The following is a 23,373-nucleotide window of genomic DNA, read 5'->3' on the forward strand; positions in this document are numbered from 1 at the left end:
CTCTCCCGGCGGCGCACCGGATCATCCCCGGCGAAGGGCCGCCCCCACCCCAAGCACCGCCACCACTGCGAGAATCCAGAGCCCGGGCGCCTCCCTCGCTGCCGCGGCCGCTGCCGGCACAGGCACGACCTCGAGCTCGATCGTCGTGTTCGTCTCCTCCACGAGCGCCCCGGCCGTGGTGTATCCGCTCACGGAGAGCAGCCACGTCCCCGCCGGCATCGCCGCGGTGTCTGCAAATGCGTGCCCGAACTCGTAGTTGGCATACCCGAGGTAGCCGTCCGCAAACTCCCGGACGAGGCAGCCGGTGAAGGTGAATCTCCCGAGGGTTTCGTTCTCGTACGCATAGGTGAGGATCTGATCGTCGGGCGAATAGCGGTAGGCGCTGCCGGCGCCTGTCAGCGTGGTTGCGATCGGCCGCGTCACCCCGTAGAACGTCAGGTTGTCGCCCTGCGTGATCGTGACGCAGAGCGGCGTCGTATCGACGGTCTTTCGGCTGTCGGCGGCGACCGTACTGTAGTAGTTGTCGCAGACCGGTTCGCGTGTGATCTCCGCACGGGTAAAGACGATCCGGGTATCGGCGGGATACGGCGTGAGGCTGCCGTTCACCGAGATCGCTTCGCCGGTCACCCGGTCTGTCCAGGCCAGCGACGGTTCGCCGACGTCGTAGTGCGTGAACGTCGTGCCGTCGACGTCGACGAGGCCGCACCGGAGGATCGCGGCGAGCTCGACCTGCCGGGTCGTGCTGGTGTTGCCCACGTTGTAGACGAGATAGTCGTTCTCTGCGGCGGGAAGCGTATCGATCAGCGCCCCGGGAAGATCGTTTGCGACCTCGATGGCGTTGTTCGTCTGCCACCGCTCCGGGATCTCGTAGCCTGCCTCCCCCTCCCGGAAGTATCCCGGGAACCAGTCGAGGTAGGTGCGCAGCGACGGGTTCTTGCAAAGCGCCCAGGCAATCACGTTCTGCCTGTTCGCCTCCGGCCTGAAGAGGCCGAGCGACGCATGCGTCCTCCCGAACGTAACCTGCTTCTCCACCCGCTCCCCGGCAAGGTCGCCGTCCAGCCCTTCGACGACAACGGTGTAGGTGCCGGCGGTCAGGTCCCGGGTGATCGGAGAGAGCGCTCCGCCGCTCAAGTCGGTGTAACTCCCCATATCCTTCGTCGCGCCGCCCTGCACCAGGGCAAGGTAGTAGGTGCCGGTCACCAGCAGTTTGTTGCTGCCGTTCCCGATCCCTCCCGGCTCGGTGATCGCGTCGGGGGCAAGAATTGCTCCCCACTTTGACGGGACGAGCGTCATATCGACCGATGCTGCCGGCGTTATGCCGCTCTCGTTAACGGTGCTTGCAACCGTGCGGACGGCGATGCCGTCGGCGTCCAGGACGGTGATGCGGATGTTTCCGGGCCGCTCGAGCGGTGCTGGAAAGACGCCGTAGACGTAGAAGTCCCGCATCTCGGCGAAGACGGTCTCGTTCGCCGATGGCTGGGTGATGGTGAGGTTCCCGGCCGACGCGAGCGGGACGGCCAGCAGGAGTGCGATGACGAGCGCCGCGGCGGTTTTCAGAGTCATACAAGGGCATTGCCCTGTTCCGGTATTTGAGCACCCCGGTTTTGAGAAAGGATCCCGGGCATGGAGAATACGCCTTTCCGGCCGGATGCATCGTTCACGAGGGTGTCCTCCGGCCAGGCAGCGCCGAAGGCGGCCGTCATGTTCGTATGCCGGCCCCCTCGTACTTCTCCCGGCCATGGTACCGCCTGACGTGAAACGTTCAAATAGCAATAGGAATATCACATCACACCAGGGGGTATCCTCAGTCGAGCAGAGGTTGAAACTGATGATGCAGAGAGCATGGTTTTCCAAGAGGGGCAGATCGATCATGAGTATGCATACAGGCTCAATGAGGTGTTCCCGGGCAAGAGCTGAGCATGTATGACGCAATTTGATCCTTTGTTTATTGCCATAGGCACGCTGGGCGTGTTGATATTTGTCATTACCAGCATGCTTGGCATGGGTTTTAGCCTGACCATTCCCCAGATCGTGACCCCGCTGAAGAACAGAAAGCTGATCATCATGTCCCTTGTAGCAAACTTCGTTCTCGTGCCTATCCTGGCATTAGTGATCGTGGAGTTCATCCCGCTCTCTGAGGGACTGAAGATCGGCCTGATTCTGGCGGGTTTCGCTGCAGGGGCGCCGTTCCTGCCTAAACTGGTACAGGTGGCCAAAGGCGACATGGCGTTCACCGCCGGGCTGATGGTCCTCTTGATGGTGGTAACTATCGCCTATCTGCCCATAGTTCTGCCATTTGTATTGACTGGCGTGCAGGTTAATCCCTGGGAGACCGCCAGGAGCCTTATCGTATTGATGCTCATTCCGCTCGCGATTGCCCTTTTCATTCGAGCCAGGTATGAAGAAGTGGCCAAGGGCCTCATCCATCTGATGACCATGGCTGCCAACCTGTCTCTGGTGGCAATGTTCATCGGATATTTTGTGGGTTATTCCGATGTAACCTATGGAGTTCTTGGAACCGGTGGAATTCTGGTGGCCGTCCTCCTGATTGTTGGCGCCGCTATCATAGGATATCTACTGGGCGGGACAGATAAGGGCAATAAAAAGGTTCTTGCACTCGGAACGGGTCAACGCAATTTAGCCGCCGCGTTTGCGGTTGCCTCCAGCAATTTTGCCACCAATCCAGAAGTCTTGATAGAGGTTATGGACGTGGCAGTGATAGGATTTATCATCTTGTTGTTCATTGCCGGGGAATTTGGCAGGCGCAGTGCACCAGGAGCTGAGAAGAGCGTGAAGTCAGCGACATGAGGGATATCTGCCCTCGTTTCGATGGTTATCCGGTCGTTCGAAAGAGACGTGGCGGGTTCATTGAGAAGCTATGCGGGGTATATCTCCAAAAACACCCCCGCCTATGGTCGTTGACATGGTCACGGTGGTTCGAATGTGCCCCCCGCACAGCTTTTCAGGGTTATAACTATCTCAGAAAATGGCCCCCTATGCCGCTTGTGATGCCACTTTAAAACGATGCCATAATGGGACACTATGTGAGTTCCATTTCCAACGGTATCCGCTCCCCAATGCAAGGGCAAATGCATGGCCTCGCCGGTTCCGTCTCCTGCTTCATGGAATTGTGCATCCCTTTCGAAAAACCCATCTTCTTCCATTCCATATCCGACATATTCAGGATGGCAAGGATTTTTACCGTTAACCATTATGGGGATACACCATGCACCAGGTACTCTACGACTCGAGAGGTGGCAACACCAAAAAAGTGGCGGATGCGATCGCGGGGGAGCTCGGCGTAACGGCGGTGGACGTTAAGGCCGCTTCCCTCGGCCCGGGCGACGGCGTCCTGTTCCTCGGCTCGGGCTGTTACGGCGGAAAACCCGGCGAAGCTATGGTAAAGTTCATCGAGGCCAACGACCTGCGAGGCCGACGGGTCGCCCTCTTCGGGACGTCCGGGGGCGGCGCGGGCAACGAGGTAAAAGGCATGGAGGCGGCCGTGAAGGGAAAAGGTGCCGAGGTCATCGGGAGGTATTTCTGCAAAGGGCAGATGGCCCTGTTCTTCAGCCGCGGCCACCCGAATCCTGCCGACATCGACGCCGCCAGGACGTTCGCCAGGGAGATGGCCGGTCTGGAGAGCGTCACCGTCGTGTGATCCGATACCGGGCAGAACCGTTCCCTGCCGTCTGGTTCCCGAGCCGGAGCTCCCACCCGGGAGCCTTTTCGAGGCCACGAGGCTTTCGGCGGGACCTGGCCGGCACGTGCCTGACTCCGAGACGGTGAAACCCCTCAAACTCGAACCGGCAGAGAGCCCGCCGGGTCCCGGGCGAGAATGACGGAGAGGTATCCCATCCCTCGTGCCCGCACATGTCGGGTGGCAGTATTCGCCCGTTCATCGGCCGCCGATAAACCCGCTCTGGAACGAAAGCGCGAGCAGCAGGATCTCTCCGACCGCCATGGCAAGGAGCAGCGCTGCCCCGAACCCGGCCGGTCTGCCCGGTGAGATGGTGCCGATGACGGTGGTCATCGGCGTCGCACTGTTGTTGCATGGAGGTACCTTTCTCTCTCCATGCAGGCCGGAGAACGTATCTCTGTAATGTCCTGCTCCTCGCTCGTAGCTTTTAATACCCTTCCTGCACCAGGAGTGCATCATGACGCTCACATCCGAGGAGGTCGCGTGGGACGTGGACGGGATCGCTGTCCGGGGCACCCTGACCCGGCCTCTGGGCACGGGTCCTCACCCGGGAATCGTCTTCGTCGCCGGGAGCGGACCGACCGACCGGGACTGGTGCTCCCCCCTGCTGTCCGGCACCAACTGCAGCGGCCGCCTGCTGGCCGAGGGGCTCACCCGGGAAGGGTTCATGACGCTACGCTACGACAAGCGGGCAGCCGGACCGCATGCACAGGAGAACGTCCCCCGGCTCGTGGGCAGGATCAGCATGCAGAGCCATCTCGACGAACTGAGAGGTGCCGTCGACATCCTCTGCTCCGACGGCGATCTGGATCCCGCCCGGCTGTTCGTGCTGACCAGCAGCGAAGGAGCCATCCACGCCCTGCACTACCAGCTGCAGGCGACGGACCGGCGATTCGCAGGCCTCGTGCTCACCGGCGCCCCCGGCCGTTCCATCGGGCAGGTTGCCCGCAGCCAGCTCCTTGCCCAGACAGCGAACCTGGAAGGCGGCGATCTCCTGATGAACGAGTATGATGCCGCCATCGCCGCTTTCATGGCCGGCGAGCCGGTGACACCCGATCCGTCTCTCCCGGAAGGGATGAGGGTTCTCCTGCTCAGTCTGACGAGTCCCGTCAACCTGCCGTTCTCGCGGGAGCTCTGGTCGAGCGACCCGGCCGCCCTCCTCGCGAAGGTGGTGGAACCCGTCCTCGTCGTTATCGGGAAGAAGGATATCCAGGCCGACTGGCAGGCAGACGGCGGCGCACTGGAGCATGCGGCTGCCCGGGGCGGCAACGTCACGTTTGCATACCCGTCCGATGCGGACCATGTGCTGAAGCATGAGGAGAAACCGCGGGATGCGCTCGTCGCCGCCGACGTCGGAGCACGCTACAACAGCGAAGGGCGCAGGCTTGACCCGGAGGCTTTCGGCGTGATCGTGGACTGGCTTACCGGACAGGCCCGGCAGTGAGCTGCAGATCCGGCTTTTCGAACGGTGCCGTCGGCCGGGACCGGAAGCTTCCGACCCGCTCTCACCGCTGTCGCGCACCGGAACGCTGCTCTTTCCTCATCAGGCTTCCCTCCCACGCGAGGTTCGCGACGGCCTCTTCGCAGATCCCGGTCTGTTTGTCCGGGTCGTCTGCACGTGCTTGAAGCAGGCCGTGCACCTGGTGCGAAGAGACACCGCTTGCAGGAATCCGGCACCGGATCCTGCTCGCCGGGAGCCGGGGTGCATCCGCCGGATCCAGCCCTTCATCGGGCGGGATGCGTATATCGAGCACGCAGTCGCCGTCCCGCCGGCGCCGGAGCGCGTTCCCGGGGTGCTCGAGGACTGGGCGGCGTACCTGCAGTGGGAGGAGAACGGCCGCAAAGCGAAGGCGAGATAAAAATAGTTGGAAATTCCAGGCGGTTCACTTGATCTTTTTCTCGAGCTTCTTGAGCTTCTTCTTGGCGGCCTGGCTACCCGCGGCCGCCTGCTGCGAGAGTTCTTCTGCCTTGGCCTTCTTCACTTTATTCAGCTTCTCCAATTGTTTCTTACTCGTTGGCATACAGGTACCTCGCTCCGCCTTTGGCTGGTTCTATCTATCTTTTTTCTTCTTATAAATGTCCTTGTATCGTCGTACCAGCCTGAAAAATCTTTGAATACACGAAAAACCGACCTATGCAACTGCTGTTTTACAATTTGGCTGCGGGCAGGTGCGATGTGGTTGCCCGTTCCGATGACCTGAAATCCGAGTGCCCTCCGGGGTGCATCGTGCGGAAACTTCATCCCGGCGGCGACCTCGGCAACGAAGGTCTCCATACTATCGTTGCTCTCAAATGCATCGCTTCCGAATGTTTCAAACAATCTTCCCCGTCTTCCGGATGAACAGGGCTGCAATAAACATGCCGATGACTACCAGGATCATCGCCACGAACGCCCATTCCATCCCCTGGTTGACCGCTGCATCGTTGATCAGGCTTGACCACTGAGCCCGGTCGGGAGGGAGGGGCGATGATCGACCGGCAAGCAGCCCCTGGGCGAAACCAAGGATGAGGACGATCCCGATAATTGCCGTCCCTAGGGAGCTGCCCAGCTGCCTGGTGGTGTTATAGATACCTGACGCATCGGTCTGGCGCTCGCTCCGGATCGAGGAGAGGGTGAGGTTGGTCACCTGGGAAAGGACGATGCCAAGCCCAATCCCAAACAGAAGACTTCCGGGGATGATGTCATGGGCGGTGGTGGTGAGGGAAAAGACATCCCTGAGACCTGCCAGTCCTGCTCCGGTGAGGGCAATTCCACCGAGGAGAACGTATTTTGGTTCGAACCACGATGCGAACCGGGCGCCGAGGATGGAGAACACGAAGATCGCAAGAGACATAGGCAGAATGGCGACGCCGGTTTCGTACGCGCTTGCACCCGTGACCATCTCGTAGAACAAGGGTAAGATGAAGAGAAAACCGGCAGTAATCAGTTTCTGGCCTATGGCGACAACATTCCCGGCCAAAAAGGAACGTTCAGGAACGATAGTCACATCTACCAGGATACCTTTTGCCTTCCTGATCTGCCGCCTTTCCCAGAAGTAAAACCCGAAAAGAAGGATAATCCCTCCGGTGATGAAGAAGGGAACGATCGCCCATTCTGCCGGCTCTTTGATCATGAGGAGCCCAAAAACCAGGGCAATGAGGCCGAGAACCGAGAGGAGCGCTCCACCAAGATCAAAGCTCTTCCAGGATGCTGTCGGGCGGGTCTCCTTCAGCATACGATGGAGAGCAAAGATGATGAGCAGGACTCCAAGCTCGAGGACAAAAACCCACCGCCAGGTGTAGAAGGTGGTCAGATATCCGCCGAAAATAAGGCCGACCATACTGCCCACCGCGGCGATCCCGCCCCAGACACCGAAGGCAAATGCCCGTTCTTTCCCCTCGTAGGTCCCGGTAATGAACGTTACCGTCGCCGGGAGCATCAGCACCGTACCGATCCCTTCAAGTATCGACCAGCCTGCGAGGAACATGGCTGCGTTCTGGCTGATTGCAGCCGTGAAAGCCCCGACGCCATACATCGCTGCACCTGCCATGAACGTCCTCTTCCTCCCGATGAAGTCCTGGAGCTTTGCCCCGATCAACATGAAGGCAGCCTTCACCAGGGTATAGATGGTGATGATGGTCTGGATGCCTGAAGCGTCGGTGTTCAGGTCATTCACAAGGGCGCTGATGGAGACTTCTATGGTGGTGGTGTCGATGACCAGGATGAATACAACCAGGCCGACGATGAGGAGGACGTCCCAATGAAACGAGCGGCGCTGTTCCATAGGTCAGAATGAATCTGACGCTGGATATGTATGTATCGGAGGAGGTAAACCGGATCGTCGGATCGCTCGGGCGGCTGAAATCACCCGGCGAATAGAAGTGGGTTATGCGGGTGAATCCGCTTTTTCCCACCACACCTTCACCCGGGTCGAGTGGCCGGGTACGATGGTGGTATCCCCGTCAGGTTCGGCATAGCGGCTCAGGTACTCCCGGAGTATCTCTTTCTGCCCGGCCGTCTCGGCAAAGTACCGCGGGGCGAAGTGATCGACCGCCTCGGCAAGGTCTGCGAACCGGTTGATGTGCCGGAAGGGGAAGACCTCCATGTTCGGATGGATGCCCATCGAGTACAGTACGTTGTAGAGGATGTCGCATTTCGGGGAGGGAACGAACGACGAGCCGTGGAGGAGAGGCCAGAGTTCGCGTGACATCGCGTCCCACGACGTCTCCCCGGCAAACCAGTAGATGTATACGTACCGGGAGGATGCCTCGTCGAGGTTTCTGACGGCGGTCCTGATATCGGGCAGATCCAGGGAGTACGACGCAAAGACGATATCGTACGGCGGACTGAGATCCTCCGCCACGCTGACGTCTTCCCACCGTTTCCGGACAACGTTGATGTTGTCGATCCGCTCCTCTTCGATCTTCTCCTCGAGCACCGACCACATCCCTTCCGAGGGTTCGACGGCCGTGACGTGGCTGACCTGCCTGGCGATGGGAATGGCAAGAGCCCCCGGCCCCGCCCCGACATCGAGCACACGCGACGAGGGCGTTAAGGGGAGATCGTGGAGCGTTTTTTGGATCCGCTCTCCGTTGTTCTCCTGCGCCATTCTGTAGAATCTGCGTGCCGCATCTTTCGTGTCCCAGAAATGTGCGTCCGTGGAGTTCCTGTTCGCCTCGTGGTGCCGTCTCCGCTGTTCTTTCCATACGTCGTTCCAGTCAATTGCGTGAGCTTCCATGGATATCTTCCCTTTTTCATGAACCTGCTCTGCGTGCATTGTCACCTGCATCTTTGTGCCCCGGCCGATCCGCGATGTCATGATCTCCTGACGAACATCCCGGAGTAGGATGCGAACCCGCCTGCATCGACGGGATAGGTGCAGTAAATGCCGTCGTTGCCGCCGGCCCCGCAGAGAGGCCGGGCAGGCACGGAACGCACCGCGTCCCGGCAGCAGAGTGTTACAATACTATGGTATATGTCACACTTAATATGATCAATGTTGTCAAAACAAAGTATTGAATAACTGTCAGGTTCATGCTTATCATATCGCCGCACGGCAGGGTTTTGAGGGGTCATGTACGACAGTATCGTTCAGACGGTGACGCTTGCGGCCGGCCTGCTCGGCGAGATGGTTCCGATGATGGTCATCGGCGTCTTTCTCGCCGAACTGCTCGTCGCCCTGAAGGTCGCCGGGAGGATTGCAGCCATCTCCCGCCCGCTCACCGCATTCGCCTGCCTCCGTGAGGAGTGCGGCACCAGTTTCCTCATGGCCTTCGTCTCGCCTCCTGCCGCCAACGCCATGCTGGTGGACTACCATGCGAAGGAGATCATCACCCGGCGCGAGCTGGTCATTGCGGCCATCATGAACTCGTTTCCGACGGTCGTCATGCACTGGCGCTACCTCCTCCCGGTCTACATCCCGCTCCTCGGGATCCCGGGCCTCATCTATTTCGGCCTGCTGATGCTGGTGGGGCTTGCAAAGACGGTGGTCGTCATGGTTGCCGGCCGGGTCATTCTCACACCTCCTCCCCCTGCTCCGCTCCGTTCCATGGAGGCGCCGGCCGCTGGTACGCTCCGTGACGCGCTGCGTGAGGCAGGTGCTTCTTCCTGGAAAACCCTGACACGCCTGCTCAAAGTCACCGTTCCCACCATCGTCATCGTCGCGTTCCTCATCAACGCAGGAACATTCGACCGGCTCGCCGAGATGCTGGAGGGTGCAGGCGGGTTCTTCCCGGTTCCTCCGGAAGGTTTCGCCATCATCGCCGCTCAGTTCGGGAGTTTCGTTGCGGGTGCGAGCGTCGCGTCCGCCCTGCTCGCTGCAGGGGACATGACCTGGCAGCAGATTGTGCTGACCCTGCTCGTCGGCAACATTCTCACCAGCGTGACCCGGAGCATCCGCTGGTTCGGGTCATCCTATGCGGCGATCTTCGGGATGCGAACCGGCACGGCGATCATGCTGATCTCGACGGCGCTTCGGAACGGCATTATGGTGGTGTTGGTCGTCGTGCTGGCGTACGGCCTTGGCTGGGGTTGAGCGCCTTCTCTGCTGCTCCGGTCAAACAACCCCTGTAAATGGCCTTTTAGGGTGGAAAAGTGATATTTCCTCACCAAGACATCGAAAAATATCGCACGGTCACGCGACAACGCCCGTAGATCAGAAGACCGGGAGCGAATCCCGCTCACTCCGTGCAATCTCCGAGAGGGTCTCCGGCGAGAGATCCCGTATCGGGTAGTACCTCCCGGCCGAATGCTCTGCAATCTCCCTGCAGTAGCCGAGGTGCATCCGTACGGCGGAACGCTTCACATCCTCCGTATCAATGACAATGGTATGGATGCCCTGTGTCCGGATCTCCTCTGCTATCCCGATAATCTCGTCCCGAACACTCCCGTTTGCCGAGACGTTCGCTCTGCCGTCCGAGATGATCACCAGCATCGGGACGACCTCGCCGTTCTTCCGCCGCTCGTGGAGGAGTGTTTCCAGTCCCTTCGCAAGACCCAGGGAGAGCGGCGTCTTCCCGCCGGTCGGCATCTCCTCGAGGTGGCTGAGCGCCAGATCCACGCTCGAACAGAGCGGGAGGAGCACGCTCGCTTCGGTGCCGCGGAACGCCACGAGGCCGATCCTATCCCGCTTCTGGTACGAATCGAGCAGCAGCGACAGCACGGCTCCTTTCGCTGATTCCATCCGCTTCATCGCTCCCATTGAGCCGCTGGCATCGACGACGAAGACGCATGCGGTCGAGACCTTCCCTATCCGGACGCGTTCCCGGATGTCCTGGTCATGGACAGCAATCGCTTTCCCCTGCCGATCCCGCGTCCGCTGGTGCGGAGCGGCCGCCCGGAGCGTCGCGTCGAGCGCGATATCCCCATTTCCCGTCGGAAATCGCGAGGATATATACGTACCTGCATTTCTGGCCGACAGGGTCTCGACCCGTCTGCCCGAGATCGATCGGCGGCGTACCGTATCCCGCCTTCTGGAGCGATCGATGCGGTTGGCGTCGATCGGGTCACCGACGCCGTACAAAGATTCCGGTGGAGAACCGCCCGCCGGTGGCGGGGGCTCGCCCTGCCGGTCATCCTGCTCCTCTCCTATCTCCGGTCTGGAAGCGGGCTGTTCTCGTGGCTCCCTGCTGTTCTCACTCTGATCGTTTTTTTTTGACTCCGCGTTCTCCAGGGCGTTGTTCAGCTGATCCCGATCAATTTTGGGCTCTTCGAAGGGTTTTCTTCGCATCCTGTGCGGGAGTGCAAGTTCCATCGCTTCGCGGATATCGTCCATCGTCACTTCGGTTCGGTTCTGGAACGCGGCGATGGTCTTTGCCGTCCTGACGATGGTGATCTCTGCCCGGTGGGTTCGGACGCCCATCTGGATGCAGGTGTCGGCGATCAGGCGAATGAGGTCGTCGCTGATGGTAACCCTCGGCAGGATGGCCTTTGCCTCGAGGATCCGCCCGCGCAGTGCGGCCAGGTCGGCCTCGCACGAGGCCCGGAAACCTTCGGGATCCGCCTCGAACGCCTCTGCCGCCTTTACGATAGCCAGCCGCTGCTCGATATCCTCGATCCCTTCCACATGCACCTGCAGCCCGAAGCGGTCGAGGAGCTGGGGTCGGATCTCCCCTTCCTCCGGGTTCATGGTGCCGATGAGGATGAAGCGCGACGGATGGGATAGTGAGATGCCTTCCCGCTCCACGACGTTGACGCCCATTGCAGCAGCATCGAGGAGGACGTCGGCGACGTGATCGTCCAGAAGGTTAATCTCGTCGATGTACAGGATGCTCCGGTTTACCTGTGCCAGGATGCCCGGTTCTATCGCCTTGATCCCTTCTTTGATCGCCCGCTCTATGTCGATGGTACCTACCACCCGGTCCTCGGTAACGCCGAGCGGGAGGTCGACGACCCGGACGCGCCGCCGGACGACTTCGAACCCTTCGCCGCGTGCCGCGGCTTCGGCGCAGAGGTCGCACACTTCGCGAATGTTGAACGGGTTGCAGTTGAACGGGCATCCTTTGACCATATCGATCTCGGGGAGCAGTTCCGCAAGCGCCCGAACGCCGGTCGATTTGGCGGTTCCCTTTTCGCCACGGATGAGCACGCCGCCGATCCTCGGGTTGATGGCGTTGAGAAGGAGGGCTTTTTTCATCTCGTCCTGTCCGATGATTGATGTGAATGGGAGCGTTATGCGTTGTACCTGGGAACTCATTCTACAACACTCTTTTTTCATAGTAATAAACATTTCATATTTAGTGTTACAAATAATGATTTTAATATTTCAAATTAGCATTAGGTATGGAATTTATCCAGGTCGTTTTTTCGCTCAATGGTACTGTAATCTGGAAGGCCTGCCTGGATAATAACTATATTTTGGTATGCAATTGACGTTTTATCCCTATTTTTGTGCCACTTGTATTCCGACTCCGTGTTACGTATTGAGCAGAAAATTAAATGGAAATAATCATATAATTGACAATTTTAAGAATTAGTATTACGTTGGTGGTCGATATTCCTGATATCATCGAAGTAGGAGGATTCTCTCATCGTTTCGGCAGCCTGACAGCAGTTGATACCATAACCTTCTCTGTCCGGGATGGTGAGATCTTCTCCCTTCTCGGGCCGAATGGCGCAGGGAAAAGCACCACAATCAACGTGCTCACCACCCTGCTCCCCCTTCAGAAGGGAGCAGTCAGGGTTGCGGGTTACGATGTCTCCCGCGATCAGCCGGCCGTCAGGCGTTCGATAGGCATCGTCTTTCAGAATGAGGTGCTTGACCGGGACCTGACCGTATGGGAATCGCTTGAATTTCACGGACGCCTCTATTCCATCCCCCGGAATGAGCGTGCGGCACGCATTGAGGAACTGATGGCAGTGGTCGAACTGACCGAGAAGAGCGACATCCGGACGAAGTACCTCTCCGGGGGAATGCGCCGGAGGCTCGAGATCGCCAGGGGGCTCATGACACGCCCCAGGGTTCTGTTTCTCGATGAACCCACTATCGGTCTCGACCCGCAGACCCGAAGGCGGATCTGGGATTACATCCGGCGGGTGAACGAGGAGGGGACGACGATCTTTCTGACCACGCACTACATGGATGAAGCAGACCACCTCAGCGACCGCATCGGTATCATCGATCACGGCAGGATTGTCGTCGAGGGAACACCCGAAGAACTGAAGAAGTCACTCGGGAACGATATTGTCTGGCTGGATACCGACGATAACGATCAAACCGCTGCTCTCCTCGGCACGATCGGGAGCGTCCATTCCATACGGGCTGCAGGAGAAGGGGTTACCGCCGTCACGAACGAGGATGGAACCCGGTGTCTCCCGAACGTTATCGATCTCATCTCGCGAAACGGGATCTCTCTTGCCGGGATTAATCTCAAAAAACCCACCATGGACGATGTTTTCATCCACTACACCGGGCGGGCGATCCGGGAAGAGAGCACCGATAAGGTTCATCCGCACCAGAGGAGGAGACGATGAACGCTATCTCGTGGGAGTTTGCGACGGTCTTCTGGCGCGACATGATCCGGTTCGGCCGCTTCAGGACGCTCCTCTTCTCGTCGCTCCTCCAGCCGGCGATCTGGATGGCGTTCTTCGGGATTGCCATGTCGAGCAACTTCAACCGGTTCGGCTCGTTCGCTCCCGCCCCCGACGGGGTGACGGCGATCGGCTACCTCACGTTCATGGCGGCGGGGGTGATTGCAATGACCTCGATGTTCACGAGCCTCTCCGGCGGGATGAGCCTGCTCTTTGACAAGACCTTCGGGCTGATGCGGGAGATGCTCGCAAGTCCGATGCCGAGAAGCCACCTGCTCGCAGGGATCGGCCTCTCCGGGGTTGTCAAGGCCTGCATCCAGTCCGTGATAATCATGGTCTTCGGCCTCGCCATCGGCGTCGGTTTCTTCCCGGGAAAGACCCTCGTCGGCATCGCGGTATCGGTTGCGGGCATCCTCATCTTCGTTGGTGTCTTCTCCCTCGGATTTCTCTTTCTCTCCTCGGCGATCGCCCTCAAACAGGAGAGCCACGAGGGGATGCAGGGCATCATCACGATGCTCTCGATGCCGCTCTTCTTCACCTCGAACGCCCTCTACCCGGTGGATAACTTCCCGCTCGTCCTCAAGGCCATCGCCGTGGTCAATCCGCTCACCTACCTGGTCACCGGCATACGCTCGTTCGCCATCGGTAACGAGTTCTACGCGTTCGGACGGGAGTACTGCTACACGCAGGCGGACATCCTCTTCGCGTTCGGCGCCCTCTGCCTCTTCACCCTCGTCACCTTTGCGCTCGCCTGGCACTCGGTAAAGCGTGTGTCGCTGACGTGAGGCGTGTTCCAGGGTATACTAAAGCAGTTTTTTTCCTTTTCCAGGTGGAAACCGACCGCATGAAAGGAGCGATGTCCACTATCGCAATCTCGGAAACTGAAGAAAAAAGAGAGGTTTGATCCAATACTTTGGTTATCCTGAAGTCATCCGTTCTTCTTCGCCAAAAATTCGAAGATGCAAAAGCCGGGCGCCGCACCGTGCATGCGGGACCGGTCGCCTTCACGCACCGTCAGCTCCGAAAACCCGATCTCCGTCATCGAGTCTATCAGTTCGTGCCGTTTCATCAGCCGCGGAGGTCCTTCGGCGGGCCGTGCGGACGCCGAATCCCGGAGACCCAGCGTCGAGCCGAAGAATGTCCCCCCGGCCCGCAGGCCGTCGAAGGCGTTCTGCAGGTATTCCCGGAACTCGCTCTCGTCGTCGATCACGTGAAAGACGCTTCCCGAGTAGATGATGTCGAACGAGCCGGGTTCGAACGGGAACGTGGGTGATACCCGGAAGAGATCGGCGCTCTCGTTTCGGTCGGCGTAGAGGTCCATGCCGAGGTCGATGCTTTTGCCGTCGACGTCAAATCCCGTTACCTTCTCCCGCGGATACCCGGCCCGCAGAAGCTGCCTGACGGCATCTCCCGTGCCGCATCCGTAGTCGAGGAGACGGCCGGTCTGTTTCATCGCCTCGGGGTAGTAAAAGTGCCTGACAATCCGGGGGTCTCCGACGTGCAGGACGATATACGGGTACGGAACACGCTCGGGCGTATACTTCTCGAGGATCGCTTCGCAATACCCCTCCGGGTAGACGACACCCGTGCTCTCCAGCCGTTTCATGGCCCGGGCAAGTTCTTCTTTCAGCGTCGAACCGTTCCGGTACCTGTGCATTCCGCGTCTATGAGGTTGTGTATCGGACAATCGTATCACCATACTGTTTTGGGGATTTTCGGCCCTTCGTTCACGGTTCTCCGGCATCTGCAGCCCGGATGGGGACGACGATCGGGCCGGTACCGTCGTTGTCGATGATGCGAGCCTCGACGCCGTAGACCGCCCGGATATTTTCCGGGGTGATCAGGTGTCCGGGGGGACCTGCGGCAGAGACGATCCCTCCTTTCAGCATGGCCAGGGTGTCGCAGTACCGGGCGGCGAGATTCAGGTCGTGGATCGAGATCACGACGGTGATCCCGGTCGTGTCCACGAGCGACCGGATGCACTCCATCGCCTCGAGCTGGTGCCGGAGGTCGAGGCTGCTCGTCGGTTCGTCCAGGAGAAGCACATTTGGATCCTGTGCAAGCGCCCGTGCGATCAGGATCTTCTGCTTCTGCCCGCCCGAGAGCTCGTTGAAGTTCCGCATCGCAAGCCCGTCGATCTTCAGCTGCTCCATCACGGCAGCCACGCGGTCGATATCCTCATCTCCCACGCGCCAGCCCATACGCGACCGCCGCCCCATCAGCACCATGTCAAAGACCGTGAACGAGGGCATCGGAGGCGAGCTCTGCGGGACATAGCCGATGACCCGTGCAATCTCCCCGGCCTCCATGCGTGAAACCTCGTGATCGCCGATGAGGATGCTTCCCCTGGGTCTGAGGATCTGATCGATGCACTTGATGAGTGTGGTCTTCCCCGAACCGTTCGGACCGACCAGGCCGAGGATCGACCCCTCACCTACCTCAAGGGAGAGATTCTGCAGGACGGAGGTACTCCGGTACGAGAAGCTCATATCCCGTATGGAAATCTTCACCAATCGCCACTCCCCCTGCGGACGAAGAGGTAGAGGAAGAACGGCACTCCGAAGAATGCGGTCATCACCCCGACGGGCAGGACCTGTCCCGGCAGTACGGTTCTCGCAGCCGTATCCGCCGCCAGGAGCAGGAGTGCACCGAGCAGGCCCGATGCCGGTAGGAGGAAGCGGTGATCCCCGCCCACCAGCATCCGGGTTATGTGGGGTGCGACGAGCCCGATGAACCCGATCGTTCCGGTGAAACAGATGATCCCGGCAGTGATGAGCGAGGTCAGGCCGAGGCTCGTGAGCCTGACGCGTTTTACATTCACTCCCATGCTTTTGGCGCTCTCGTCCCCCGCACCCATGACGTTCATGTCGATCGCTTTCCAGAACAGGTAGGGCAGTGTGATCAGCAGGATGACGCTCGTCGCGGTGATAATGTCCCAGTTCGCCTTATCGAGACTGCCGAGCATCCAGAATACCACCTGTTGGAGATTGTCGGCATCGCTGAAGTACTGGATGAAGGAGGTCACCGCCGAGAAGAGATAGCTGATCGCGATCCCGGCCATAATCACCGAACCGGGCGACAGCCCCCGTATTGAGGCGAGCCCGAAGACGGCAGCCGAAGCAAGGAGCGTAAAGAGGAAGGCGTTCCCGATGACCAGGTATATGCCCGCCCCGATCCCTGCCCCGAGAATGATCGCGAGTGAAGCGCCGAATCCGGCAGCGGAGGCGATCCCCAGGGTGAAGGGGCTTGCCAGGGGATTGCGGAGAATCGCCTGCATGACGGTTCCGGCGACCGCGAGACCGAACCCGGCAATCATGGCAAAGACAATTCGCGGGAGGCGGTTGACCATGATAGCGCACTCTTCTGCCGTGGTGGGCTCTGAAAAAAGACCTCTCGCGATGATCGAGTAGACTTCGACCACCGAGAGATCGTACGAGCCGATATTTGCTGCTATGCCTGCAAGAGCGAGGAGGAGAATGAGGCAGGAGCCGACAAGGATCCATTTCCTCCTGATGTATCCGGTGTAGTGCGTCCGAAGCCGTGCAAGTTCGGTCTCATGCATTGTCGAACGTCACCTCGTGTCCGGATATGTGAAGACGCCATGCTCGGCGACGTCGTAGTCGACGCCGTGGAACCGGTCGATATACTCCTGGTTGATCGCCTCCGGATCGAGGTCTGCGAACCGGTCAGGATAGAACCACTTCGCGATCGTCGCAAGAGCCGCCGGGTACTGGAGACCGTAGGCGTAGCGGTATGAGACAATATACACCTGGTTGTTCTTCGCCGCCGGGGTGAAGGTGAGGATCTGCTGACCGGTGATGTCGCTATGGTGATCGGCAAGCGCTGTCGGGTCGTCGGTTTCGTAACCGCCTGCATAGCACAGTCCGAGGATCGCGTCCGGGTTCTGCTGCGCTATCCACTCGGTGTTGACGACGCCGGTCTTTGCCGCGACGGTATCGGCGGCTACATTGACCCCGCCGGCGTCGGTGCAGTGGGCATGCATGTACTGCCCTTCCGAGGCGGTCCGCCGGTCCGCCCCGCCGGAAGCACCGACATCGATGAAGACCTTCAGCCGCTCGTCTTCGGGGATCGCCGCCGCCCGCTGCTTGATATCGTCGACGTAGCGGTCGTGCCAGGCGACGTACTCGGCAGCCTGCTCCTGGCAGTCGAGGAGATACCCGATCTTCAGGATCTCGTCCCGAAGGTAGGAGGGCTCGAGGTAGTCCATCCTGACGACCGTGACCGAGGAAGGCATCTTATCGACGAAGAAGTCGTCACCCGGGCCGAGGGTGACGTAGGTGATGATAGCGTCGGGATTGCATTCGTAGATCTTTTCAATGTCGGGGAAATTCGGGCCGCCGCCCCCGATGTCGATCTTCTCGAGGGCGTAGGGGTTGATCACCGCCGCTCTGACACCCGAGTTGGCGACCCCGATCACCTTGTCTTCCTGATGGAGCGGGGTTACCCAGTGGCTGTTGTAGGCGACGATCCGGTTCAGCGGCCTGACGATGGTGATCTCCTTCCCGGTGGTATCCGTGATCCGGCGGGGATACTCGGGGAAGTTGTGGCTCGCGTCTGCAAGATCAGCGCGGCTGAAGTGGTCGCCCCGGCCGCCGCAGTACTCCGCATCCATAAAGGAGATGATCTCCTCCGCGAGGACGTCCCCGGCGACGTCATGGATCTCCTGTGGCGTCGTGGGAACCGCCGTAGCGGCGGCCGGCGCGATCAGAAGGGCCAGGAGGATCGCGAGGGCGGCGGCGTATCCGGTGGCTTTCATCGCAGACACCTCCTGCCGGCGAGCAGCAGTGCACCTGCCGCAACTGCGATGCCGAATCCGGGTGCTTCGTGCGCGGCTGCAGAGCCGGTGCCCGTAGCGGTGAGGGACGTCTCTGCTATCTCACCCGTTTCCCCTGTGCCAAAATCCTCCCAGACTCCGGAAATCACGCAGTTTCCGTTCTGACCGGCACTGAGCGTGTAGACAATCTCCGTGTCGTCGATAGCGGAAAGGATGATCTGCTGGCCTGATACCCGGTATCGTCCTTCCGGCAGGGTTGTCCCGGCGAAGGCAAACCCGCCCGGGATCGTCTCTACGATCCCCATGATCGATCCCGGAGGAACGGTGATTGTCACCTCGACGGTGTCCCCTACGGAGGGCGTTTCGGTCGAGACGCTGCGCACCACGTCTCCTTGCGCACCGAGCGCAGGAACAGCGAGCATGCAGCAGACAGCCAGTGCAATAAGGGCTGCAGGTATGTTCATGGTATGAAAATGTATGATTTGATAATAAAAATCTTCCTTTTTGTAATATCAAAACTAGAAAAAAGAATTAGTTATTTTACTTGGTGTGAAAATACTCCTCACACGTAATCAGCATCTCCCGGGAGAACGGCTGCACCGGTCACAGCCCTTCTTCGATATCCCCTTCGAGTTCCAGATACGCACATCGGAGCTTTTCCATCTCTTCCTCGGTCGCGTCCCAGTAGCCCCTGCTCTCGGCCTCAAAGAGCCGCTCCATGACGCCTGCAGTGGCGTATTTATTGTTCTCCTTGAGCCGTTCGAGCAGCTCCTCGTCGAAGACGAACCGCTCGGCGATCGAGGACCAGATCCAGTTGTCGACGGCGTTCGTCGTCGCCGCGAGCCCGAGGGTGTTGTAGACCCGCTCCTCGATCTGCTGGGCGCCGTGGTAGTCGTGCTCGAGCATGGCGTCGATCCACTTCGGGTTGAGGAGGCGCGTCCTGGTGCCGCGGGCGATGACGTCGGCGACATCCTCGGTCTTGATCACCTCTTTGGTGGTGTCGGAGATCATCATCGCCGGTTTCTTCCCGGTGACGGTTTCGACCGCCTTCGAAAGCCCGCCGAAATATTCGAAATAGTGGTCGAGGTCGACGATCTCCCGGTCGTGCCGGTCGCGCACCTGCGAGACGAGCTCCACCCGCCCGATGCTCTTCTGGTACATGCCTTTCGTCTTCACGCCGTGAACGTTGTCGGTGTAGAGGTGGCTCATCGACTCCATGTAGACCTCGGCAAGGTCCTTCTCCTCCTTCCATACCGCGTCCTCGAGCAGTGCGAGCGTTCGCGTACCGTATTCCCCTGCCCGCGGCCCGTAGATCCTCCCGTACGCAAGTTTCTTTGCGTGTTTCTCGTCCGTCAGCCCCTCGACGATCTCCTGCCTGAGCGCCTCAAGATTCTCGAGCGAGTGCTTGCGGACGGAGTTCATCTCCGGCGGCTCCGGAAGTTCGGAGACGAGCGCGAACGCCTGGTTCAACAGCTGCGTGATGTTCGGGAACATATCCCGGAAGAACCCGCAGATGGAGAGATGGCAGTCGATGCGGGGACGCCCGAGGTCTTCGAGCGGGATCACCTCAAGCTCCGGGCTCCAGGATCCCTGCCTGCGGACGACCCTGACCCCGAGGTAGCGGAGAATCTGCCCGATCGTCTCGCCGCCGGAGTTCGTCGTTTCGAATCCCCAGAGGACGATCCCGATGCTCTCGGGGTATGCTTCGCCCTGCTCCCGGAACTTTGCCAGGGTGTTCTCCGCGATCTCCGCACCCCGTTCGCACGCGACCTGTGTCGGGATCTTCGTCGGGTCGAACTGGTTGATGTTGAGGCCGGTCGGGAGCACCTCGGGCTTTCTGATGACGTCGCCGCCGAGCCGCGGTTCGATGAACTCGGTCTTCATCCCCCGCAGGCAGTTTTCGAGCTCGAGCCCGTTATCCGCGTAATCCCGTGCAAGTTCGAGCCCGAAGGCGAGCGTCGCACGGAGCCGGTCGGCCGCATGCCCACAAAGGCCGCTCTCCAGAAGGGCGGCCTCGTCCGACCGGTCGATGAGGGCGCCGACGATCGCGTGGCACTTTTGGTCGATCCCGTCGAGAACCCGTGCATACGCCCCCTTATCTCTGATCGCGGCGTCGTAGTCCAGGCCTTCGGCCTCCGCAAGGATCCGGTTGATCGAGGAGCTGCCGTCGCGGTCGTAGCGGAGGATGAACTCCACGTAGCGCTTGACGGCCTCGTTTGAGTAGACCTCGCCGAGAGTATGCAGCCCCATCGGGATGATGCTCCGCTTCATCTCGTAGACCTCTTCGTGGATCTCATGAATGCTGCCGCCCGAGAAGTGCAGCTCGCGGGCGAGCCCGAAGATCTTCTCCCGGACGCGCTCCGCCCGCAGATCCTGAGCCTTGCTCACCGCCTCCTCGTGTTCGTCGATGAGCGTCTCCAGGTCGACGTAGCGCTCGTAGAGATCCGAGGTCGAGAAGGGGGGCGAGTTGTAACTGATTATCGTGCCGTAGAGGCGGCGTTTGGCGATCGTCGACTCGGAGGTGTTCACGACCGAGTAGATGTAGAGATGAGGCATATTCCCGATGAGGATGTCCGGGAAGCACTTTCTGCTCATCCCGATCTCTTTGCCCTTCGTGAACTCCGCAAGACCGTGCGTGCCGACATGGTAGACGACGTGGGCGCCGAAGACGTGCTCGAGCCAGTAGTAGTAGGCGATATACTGGTGGTGCGGCGGTTTCGTCTTGTCGTGGGCAGCCTTTGCAACGTCGCTCTCGTCGAGCGGCGGTCGCGCCGGTTGTATCCCAACGAAGATATTCCCGAAGTTTACTCCGGGTACCAGGAAGCGATGCCCGAGGGTCATCACTTCGCCGGGCGGCGGCCCCCAGCACTCGATCACGTCCTGCTGCACGTCAGGGTCGAGCGATCTGAAGTGCGCCCCGTACTCCGCGGCATCGAGCGAGGAGCAGGCGTCCAGGGTATGTTCCGGCGAGAACCACGTTCCCGAGTTGACGATCTCCTTCTCCTCGAAGATCTCGTGGAGCGGCCGGTCCGGCAGCTCGACGGTGTAGCCCTGTCCGGCAAATGCCTCGAGCATCCTGCGCACGCTCACGAAGACGTCGAGGTACGAGGCGCGGCCGAGGTTCCCCTCGCCGGGCGGGTAGCCGTAGATCATCACGGCGACCTTTTTCTCGGCATTGGCAAGGTGCTTGAGCCGGATCCAGTTCCCGACCCTGGCGCAGATCCGGTCGAGCCGGTCCGGGATCGGCAGCACCTCCTTCGCCTCGACGCCGTTTACGGTCACCGTCTGCAGCCCGCAGCAGGGAATGGGCTCGATGCATCCGTCGAGTTCCGGCCAGATCACCGCCATGATCGTCATCACCGGCGATATTCCGGCGGTCTCCCGCTCCCAGTCCTCCACGTCCTGGGAGAACAGGGAGACCGGTGCAAAGACCGGCACGTTCAGCCTCCTGAGCAGCCTGGTCGTCTGGGCCGGGTCGCCGCCCAGGGGTCCGCCGTTGAGCCTGAACCACTTGAGGTTGATGACCGCATCCACGCACGGCGCTCCGTCCCGGAAGAAGAACTCTTCGATGGCGCGGAGGTTATGTTCCGGAGCCGAATGCACCGGGATCACGTTCATCTCCGGGAACGCCTCGAAGAACGCCCGAATCTGCGGGATGTTCTGGTCGAGGTGCATACCGCTGTTGATCATAACACCGATGCCGGGCCGCCCGTCTCTGCAGCCTGCGGCGGCGAAGTACTCGTCGAGATCCGCAAAATGCCCGAGATCGGGGTGGACGATCCCGTACTCCGGGCATTCGACCGGTTCCGCCGCATCGGGCAGGGCGGTGTAGCCGAGGTAGCGCTTGAGGAGGAAGAGGATGAGGTTATAGTAGTTGTCGCGCCCTCCGTAGCGCCAGTAGCGGATTGTCTTGAGATAGTTCTCCGTATCCTCGTGGAGCCGCTCCCGTGCATCCGTCCCGGAGGCTGCGATTGCATCGCGGGCGACCTCGATCCGGTCTTTCGGAGCACCGGCATCGCCGTCTGCTCTTCGCGGCCATCCTTCCGCCGCCTCTCTTCCTTTCCCGGCGAAGCTCCCGAGCCGGGTCACCTCGAAGAGCCGGTGGAACGGCCCCATCATGCTGAGGACGATATTGGCGCCGTCCCGCAGGGCGGCGTAGGCGAGTTCGCTCGCCCTCCCCGCACCCCGGATATCGATCAGGACGATCTCCGCAGCCCGGAGAGCCTCCGTGAGGGCCTCCTCATCGACCTCCTCTTTTTCGATCTGGTGGGGGTAGACCATGGTCATCACGATACCGAGATCGAAGTCCCGGTTCAGGCAGTCAATCGCCTCGACGACCGCCGGGGATGGAACGGTGGAGATGCAGGCGAGTTTCATGGTCGCAATCCCTCTTTGATATCCCCTTCGAGCTTGAGGTACGCTCTTATCATGTCGTCCATCCCCGTAGTACACGGAAAGATCCGGAGAGTATCAGATTTGCCTCCCGTATATTCCCGGAAACGGGATTCGGCTGTAATCGTTGCCCGGTATATCGCGGTTGTGGCGCTCTCTGGTTCTATCAGGACTGTTTCGAATTCAAAACACCTCTCCTTCTCTGAAAAGACGTCTTTCAGGCTGGAAAATGAAAGATCCCTCATTTTGCAATCTCACTCCTTCTGGAAATCATTGAACAGGTCGCAACCGGCTGCCGTTTCACGGAACCGGTGCCTGAAAAAATGTTTTTTACCTTCTGCTCGGTTTTCGTTTCTTTGCCGCCTGTGTGCGGTTTCTCCCGCACACGGCGCGTGAAGGGGATGCCGGAAAGTTATGACTGGATGGGCACCTCCACTTTTGCAATCATCTTTCCGTCCAGGGTGACCATTTCGAGGAAGAACGACGACCCGACGTATTGGGGATTAATAATCCCGACGTCAGTCACTCTCGTGCCGCTGACAGCGTACATGTTCGGCGTCAGGTTCTGTGTCGTGCAGTTCACGGCGCTGATGTACGCGATGTCTCCGGGCGCGAACCTGGAGACCTGCCTTCCGCCCTTGCCGGATTTGTACCACGACAGTCCTCCCTGGCCGTTCTGGAGGAGGCTTAGATTGATCGCACTTACGTACGTCTGCTCCTCAATGCTTCCGTAGTTGGACGAAGGATGCAGGAGTATCTTGAATTCTCCGATGGAGAGTATGTCCCCCCCTTCGTGGTAGATGGTCATGCCCTCAGACTGGCTGTACTTGGCGTTGATGGTTACTTGCGGTGTCTTGGACTGTGTCTCCGCGAGCCCCCCGGCAAATGCGCTGACCACCGCTGCGATGATGACGGTCACGACCAGCATCAGCATTACTCCCACAACCGGGGAGACTGCACTGTCATCTCTTGAAACCATGC

22 protein-coding genes are annotated in these 23,373 nt (G+C 59.9%); 6 read left to right on the forward strand and 16 right to left on the reverse strand.

The genetic code is table 11. The features are described from left to right. Nucleotides 1-21 precede the first annotated feature (21 nt). Entirely contained in the window at nucleotides 22-1,563 is a 1,542-nt protein-coding gene (locus ABH15_RS09005) for a hypothetical protein (RefSeq protein WP_128694010.1), read from the reverse strand. A gap of 360 nt (nucleotides 1,564-1,923) precedes the next feature. Between ABH15_RS09005 and ABH15_RS09010 the strand changes: the two genes are divergently transcribed. Beyond that, nucleotides 1,924-2,808 carry a bile acid:sodium symporter family protein gene (locus tag ABH15_RS09010; protein WP_128694011.1) on the forward strand — a complete coding sequence of 295 codons (885 nt, stop codon included), beginning with the start codon at nucleotides 1,924-1,926 and terminating at the stop codon, nucleotides 2,806-2,808. Between the two features lie 119 nt (nucleotides 2,809-2,927). Here ABH15_RS09010 and ABH15_RS09015 read toward each other — a convergent pair whose 3' ends face one another. Next, on the reverse strand, nucleotides 2,928-3,212 hold the full coding sequence (locus ABH15_RS09015) for a hypothetical protein (protein ID WP_128694012.1): 285 nt from the start codon (nucleotides 3,210-3,212) through the stop codon (nucleotides 2,928-2,930). A gap of 14 nt (nucleotides 3,213-3,226) precedes the next feature. Here ABH15_RS09015 and ABH15_RS09020 point away from each other — a divergent pair, with 14 nt between their 5' ends. Further along, nucleotides 3,227-3,658 carry a flavodoxin family protein gene (locus tag ABH15_RS09020; RefSeq protein WP_128694013.1) on the forward strand — a complete coding sequence of 144 codons (432 nt, stop codon included), beginning with the start codon at nucleotides 3,227-3,229 and terminating at the stop codon, nucleotides 3,656-3,658. Nucleotides 3,659-3,895: 237 nt separating this feature from the next. On the opposite strand, the gene ABH15_RS14075 is transcribed toward ABH15_RS09020, so the two are convergent. Further along, the gene (locus ABH15_RS14075; RefSeq protein WP_277749827.1) at nucleotides 3,896-4,030 is read right to left on the reverse strand and encodes a hypothetical protein; all 135 of its coding nucleotides are present in this window, start codon (nucleotides 4,028-4,030) and stop codon (nucleotides 3,896-3,898) included. Between the two features lie 124 nt (nucleotides 4,031-4,154). Between ABH15_RS14075 and ABH15_RS09025 the strand changes: the two genes are divergently transcribed. After that, nucleotides 4,155-5,141 carry an alpha/beta hydrolase family protein gene (locus ABH15_RS09025; RefSeq protein WP_128694014.1) on the forward strand — a complete coding sequence of 329 codons (987 nt, stop codon included), beginning with the start codon at nucleotides 4,155-4,157 and terminating at the stop codon, nucleotides 5,139-5,141. A 61-nt stretch (nucleotides 5,142-5,202) separates the two neighbouring features. Here the strand turns inward: ABH15_RS09025 and ABH15_RS13645 are convergent, their stop codons facing one another. The 4 genes from ABH15_RS13645 to ABH15_RS09040 form a co-directional block, all read right to left on the reverse strand. Then, complete coding sequence (locus tag ABH15_RS13645; protein ID WP_164913691.1) at nucleotides 5,203-5,451, reverse strand: hypothetical protein; 249 nt, start codon at nucleotides 5,449-5,451, stop codon at nucleotides 5,203-5,205. Between the two features lie 129 nt (nucleotides 5,452-5,580). Continuing rightward, nucleotides 5,581-5,718: a hypothetical protein gene (locus tag ABH15_RS13650; protein WP_164913692.1), complete on the reverse strand. Its 138-nt coding sequence runs from the start codon at nucleotides 5,716-5,718 to the stop codon at nucleotides 5,581-5,583. Between the two features lie 291 nt (nucleotides 5,719-6,009). Further along, on the reverse strand, nucleotides 6,010-7,461 hold the full coding sequence (locus ABH15_RS09035; RefSeq protein ID WP_128694015.1) for an MFS transporter: 1,452 nt from the start codon (nucleotides 7,459-7,461) through the stop codon (nucleotides 6,010-6,012). A 102-nt stretch (nucleotides 7,462-7,563) separates the two neighbouring features. Beyond that, on the reverse strand, nucleotides 7,564-8,496 hold the full coding sequence (locus tag ABH15_RS09040; protein WP_206633430.1) for a class I SAM-dependent methyltransferase: 933 nt from the start codon (nucleotides 8,494-8,496) through the stop codon (nucleotides 7,564-7,566). A gap of 255 nt (nucleotides 8,497-8,751) precedes the next feature. Here ABH15_RS09040 and ABH15_RS09045 point away from each other — a divergent pair, with 255 nt between their 5' ends. Then, nucleotides 8,752-9,711 carry a nucleoside recognition protein gene (locus ABH15_RS09045; RefSeq protein WP_128694016.1) on the forward strand — a complete coding sequence of 320 codons (960 nt, stop codon included), beginning with the start codon at nucleotides 8,752-8,754 and terminating at the stop codon, nucleotides 9,709-9,711. A 120-nt stretch (nucleotides 9,712-9,831) separates the two neighbouring features. Here the strand turns inward: ABH15_RS09045 and ABH15_RS09050 are convergent, their stop codons facing one another. Further along, on the reverse strand, nucleotides 9,832-11,871 hold the full coding sequence (locus tag ABH15_RS09050; protein WP_128694017.1) for a magnesium chelatase subunit D family protein: 2,040 nt from the start codon (nucleotides 11,869-11,871) through the stop codon (nucleotides 9,832-9,834). A 290-nt stretch (nucleotides 11,872-12,161) separates the two neighbouring features. Between ABH15_RS09050 and ABH15_RS09055 the strand changes: the two genes are divergently transcribed. Both ABH15_RS09055 and ABH15_RS09060 read left to right on the forward strand, forming a co-directional pair. Beyond that, complete coding sequence (locus tag ABH15_RS09055) at nucleotides 12,162-13,148, forward strand: ATP-binding cassette domain-containing protein (RefSeq protein ID WP_338323533.1); 987 nt, start codon at nucleotides 12,162-12,164, stop codon at nucleotides 13,146-13,148. Further along, a complete protein-coding gene (locus tag ABH15_RS09060) occupies nucleotides 13,145-13,990 on the forward strand; it encodes an ABC transporter permease (RefSeq protein WP_338323528.1) in 846 nt (281 codons plus the stop codon). Before ABH15_RS09055 ends, ABH15_RS09060 begins: the two co-directional genes overlap by 4 nt. 143 nt (nucleotides 13,991-14,133) lie before the next feature. On the opposite strand, the gene ABH15_RS09065 is transcribed toward ABH15_RS09060, so the two are convergent. The 8 genes from ABH15_RS09065 to ABH15_RS13990 form a co-directional block, all read right to left on the reverse strand. Continuing rightward, a complete protein-coding gene (locus tag ABH15_RS09065) occupies nucleotides 14,134-14,862 on the reverse strand; it encodes a class I SAM-dependent methyltransferase (RefSeq protein WP_164913693.1) in 729 nt (242 codons plus the stop codon). Nucleotides 14,863-14,932: 70 nt separating this feature from the next. Continuing rightward, entirely contained in the window at nucleotides 14,933-15,715 is a 783-nt protein-coding gene (locus ABH15_RS09070; RefSeq protein WP_241648060.1) for an ABC transporter ATP-binding protein, read from the reverse strand. Further along, complete coding sequence (locus ABH15_RS09075; protein WP_128694020.1) at nucleotides 15,712-16,767, reverse strand: FecCD family ABC transporter permease; 1,056 nt, start codon at nucleotides 16,765-16,767, stop codon at nucleotides 15,712-15,714. Before ABH15_RS09075 ends, ABH15_RS09070 begins: the two co-directional genes overlap by 4 nt. A gap of 9 nt (nucleotides 16,768-16,776) precedes the next feature. After that, nucleotides 16,777-17,982, reverse strand: coding sequence for an ABC transporter substrate-binding protein (locus ABH15_RS09080; protein ID WP_128694021.1), 1,206 nt, complete (start codon nucleotides 17,980-17,982; stop codon nucleotides 16,777-16,779). Next, nucleotides 17,979-18,464, reverse strand: a complete 486-nt coding sequence (locus tag ABH15_RS09085; RefSeq protein WP_128694022.1) for a hypothetical protein — start codon at nucleotides 18,462-18,464, stop codon at nucleotides 17,979-17,981. Before ABH15_RS09085 ends, ABH15_RS09080 begins: the two co-directional genes overlap by 4 nt. Before the next feature lie 139 nt (nucleotides 18,465-18,603). Continuing rightward, the gene (gene bchH / locus ABH15_RS09090) at nucleotides 18,604-22,377 is read right to left on the reverse strand and encodes a magnesium chelatase subunit H (RefSeq protein WP_128694023.1); all 3,774 of its coding nucleotides are present in this window, start codon (nucleotides 22,375-22,377) and stop codon (nucleotides 18,604-18,606) included. Beyond that, nucleotides 22,374-22,637, reverse strand: a complete 264-nt coding sequence (locus tag ABH15_RS09095; protein WP_128694024.1) for a hypothetical protein — start codon at nucleotides 22,635-22,637, stop codon at nucleotides 22,374-22,376. The genes bchH and ABH15_RS09095 overlap by 4 nt, the downstream gene beginning before the upstream one ends. Before the next feature lie 167 nt (nucleotides 22,638-22,804). Beyond that, nucleotides 22,805-23,371 (reverse strand): type IV pilin N-terminal domain-containing protein, encoded by a 567-nt coding sequence (locus tag ABH15_RS13990; RefSeq protein ID WP_128694025.1) that lies wholly within the window; start codon nucleotides 23,369-23,371, stop codon nucleotides 22,805-22,807. Nucleotides 23,372-23,373: the final 2 nt, after the last annotated feature.

The sequence above is a fragment of the Methanoculleus taiwanensis genome, from assembly GCF_004102725.1.
GTDB classification, from domain to species: Archaea; Halobacteriota; Methanomicrobia; order Methanomicrobiales; family Methanoculleaceae; genus Methanoculleus_A; species Methanoculleus_A taiwanensis.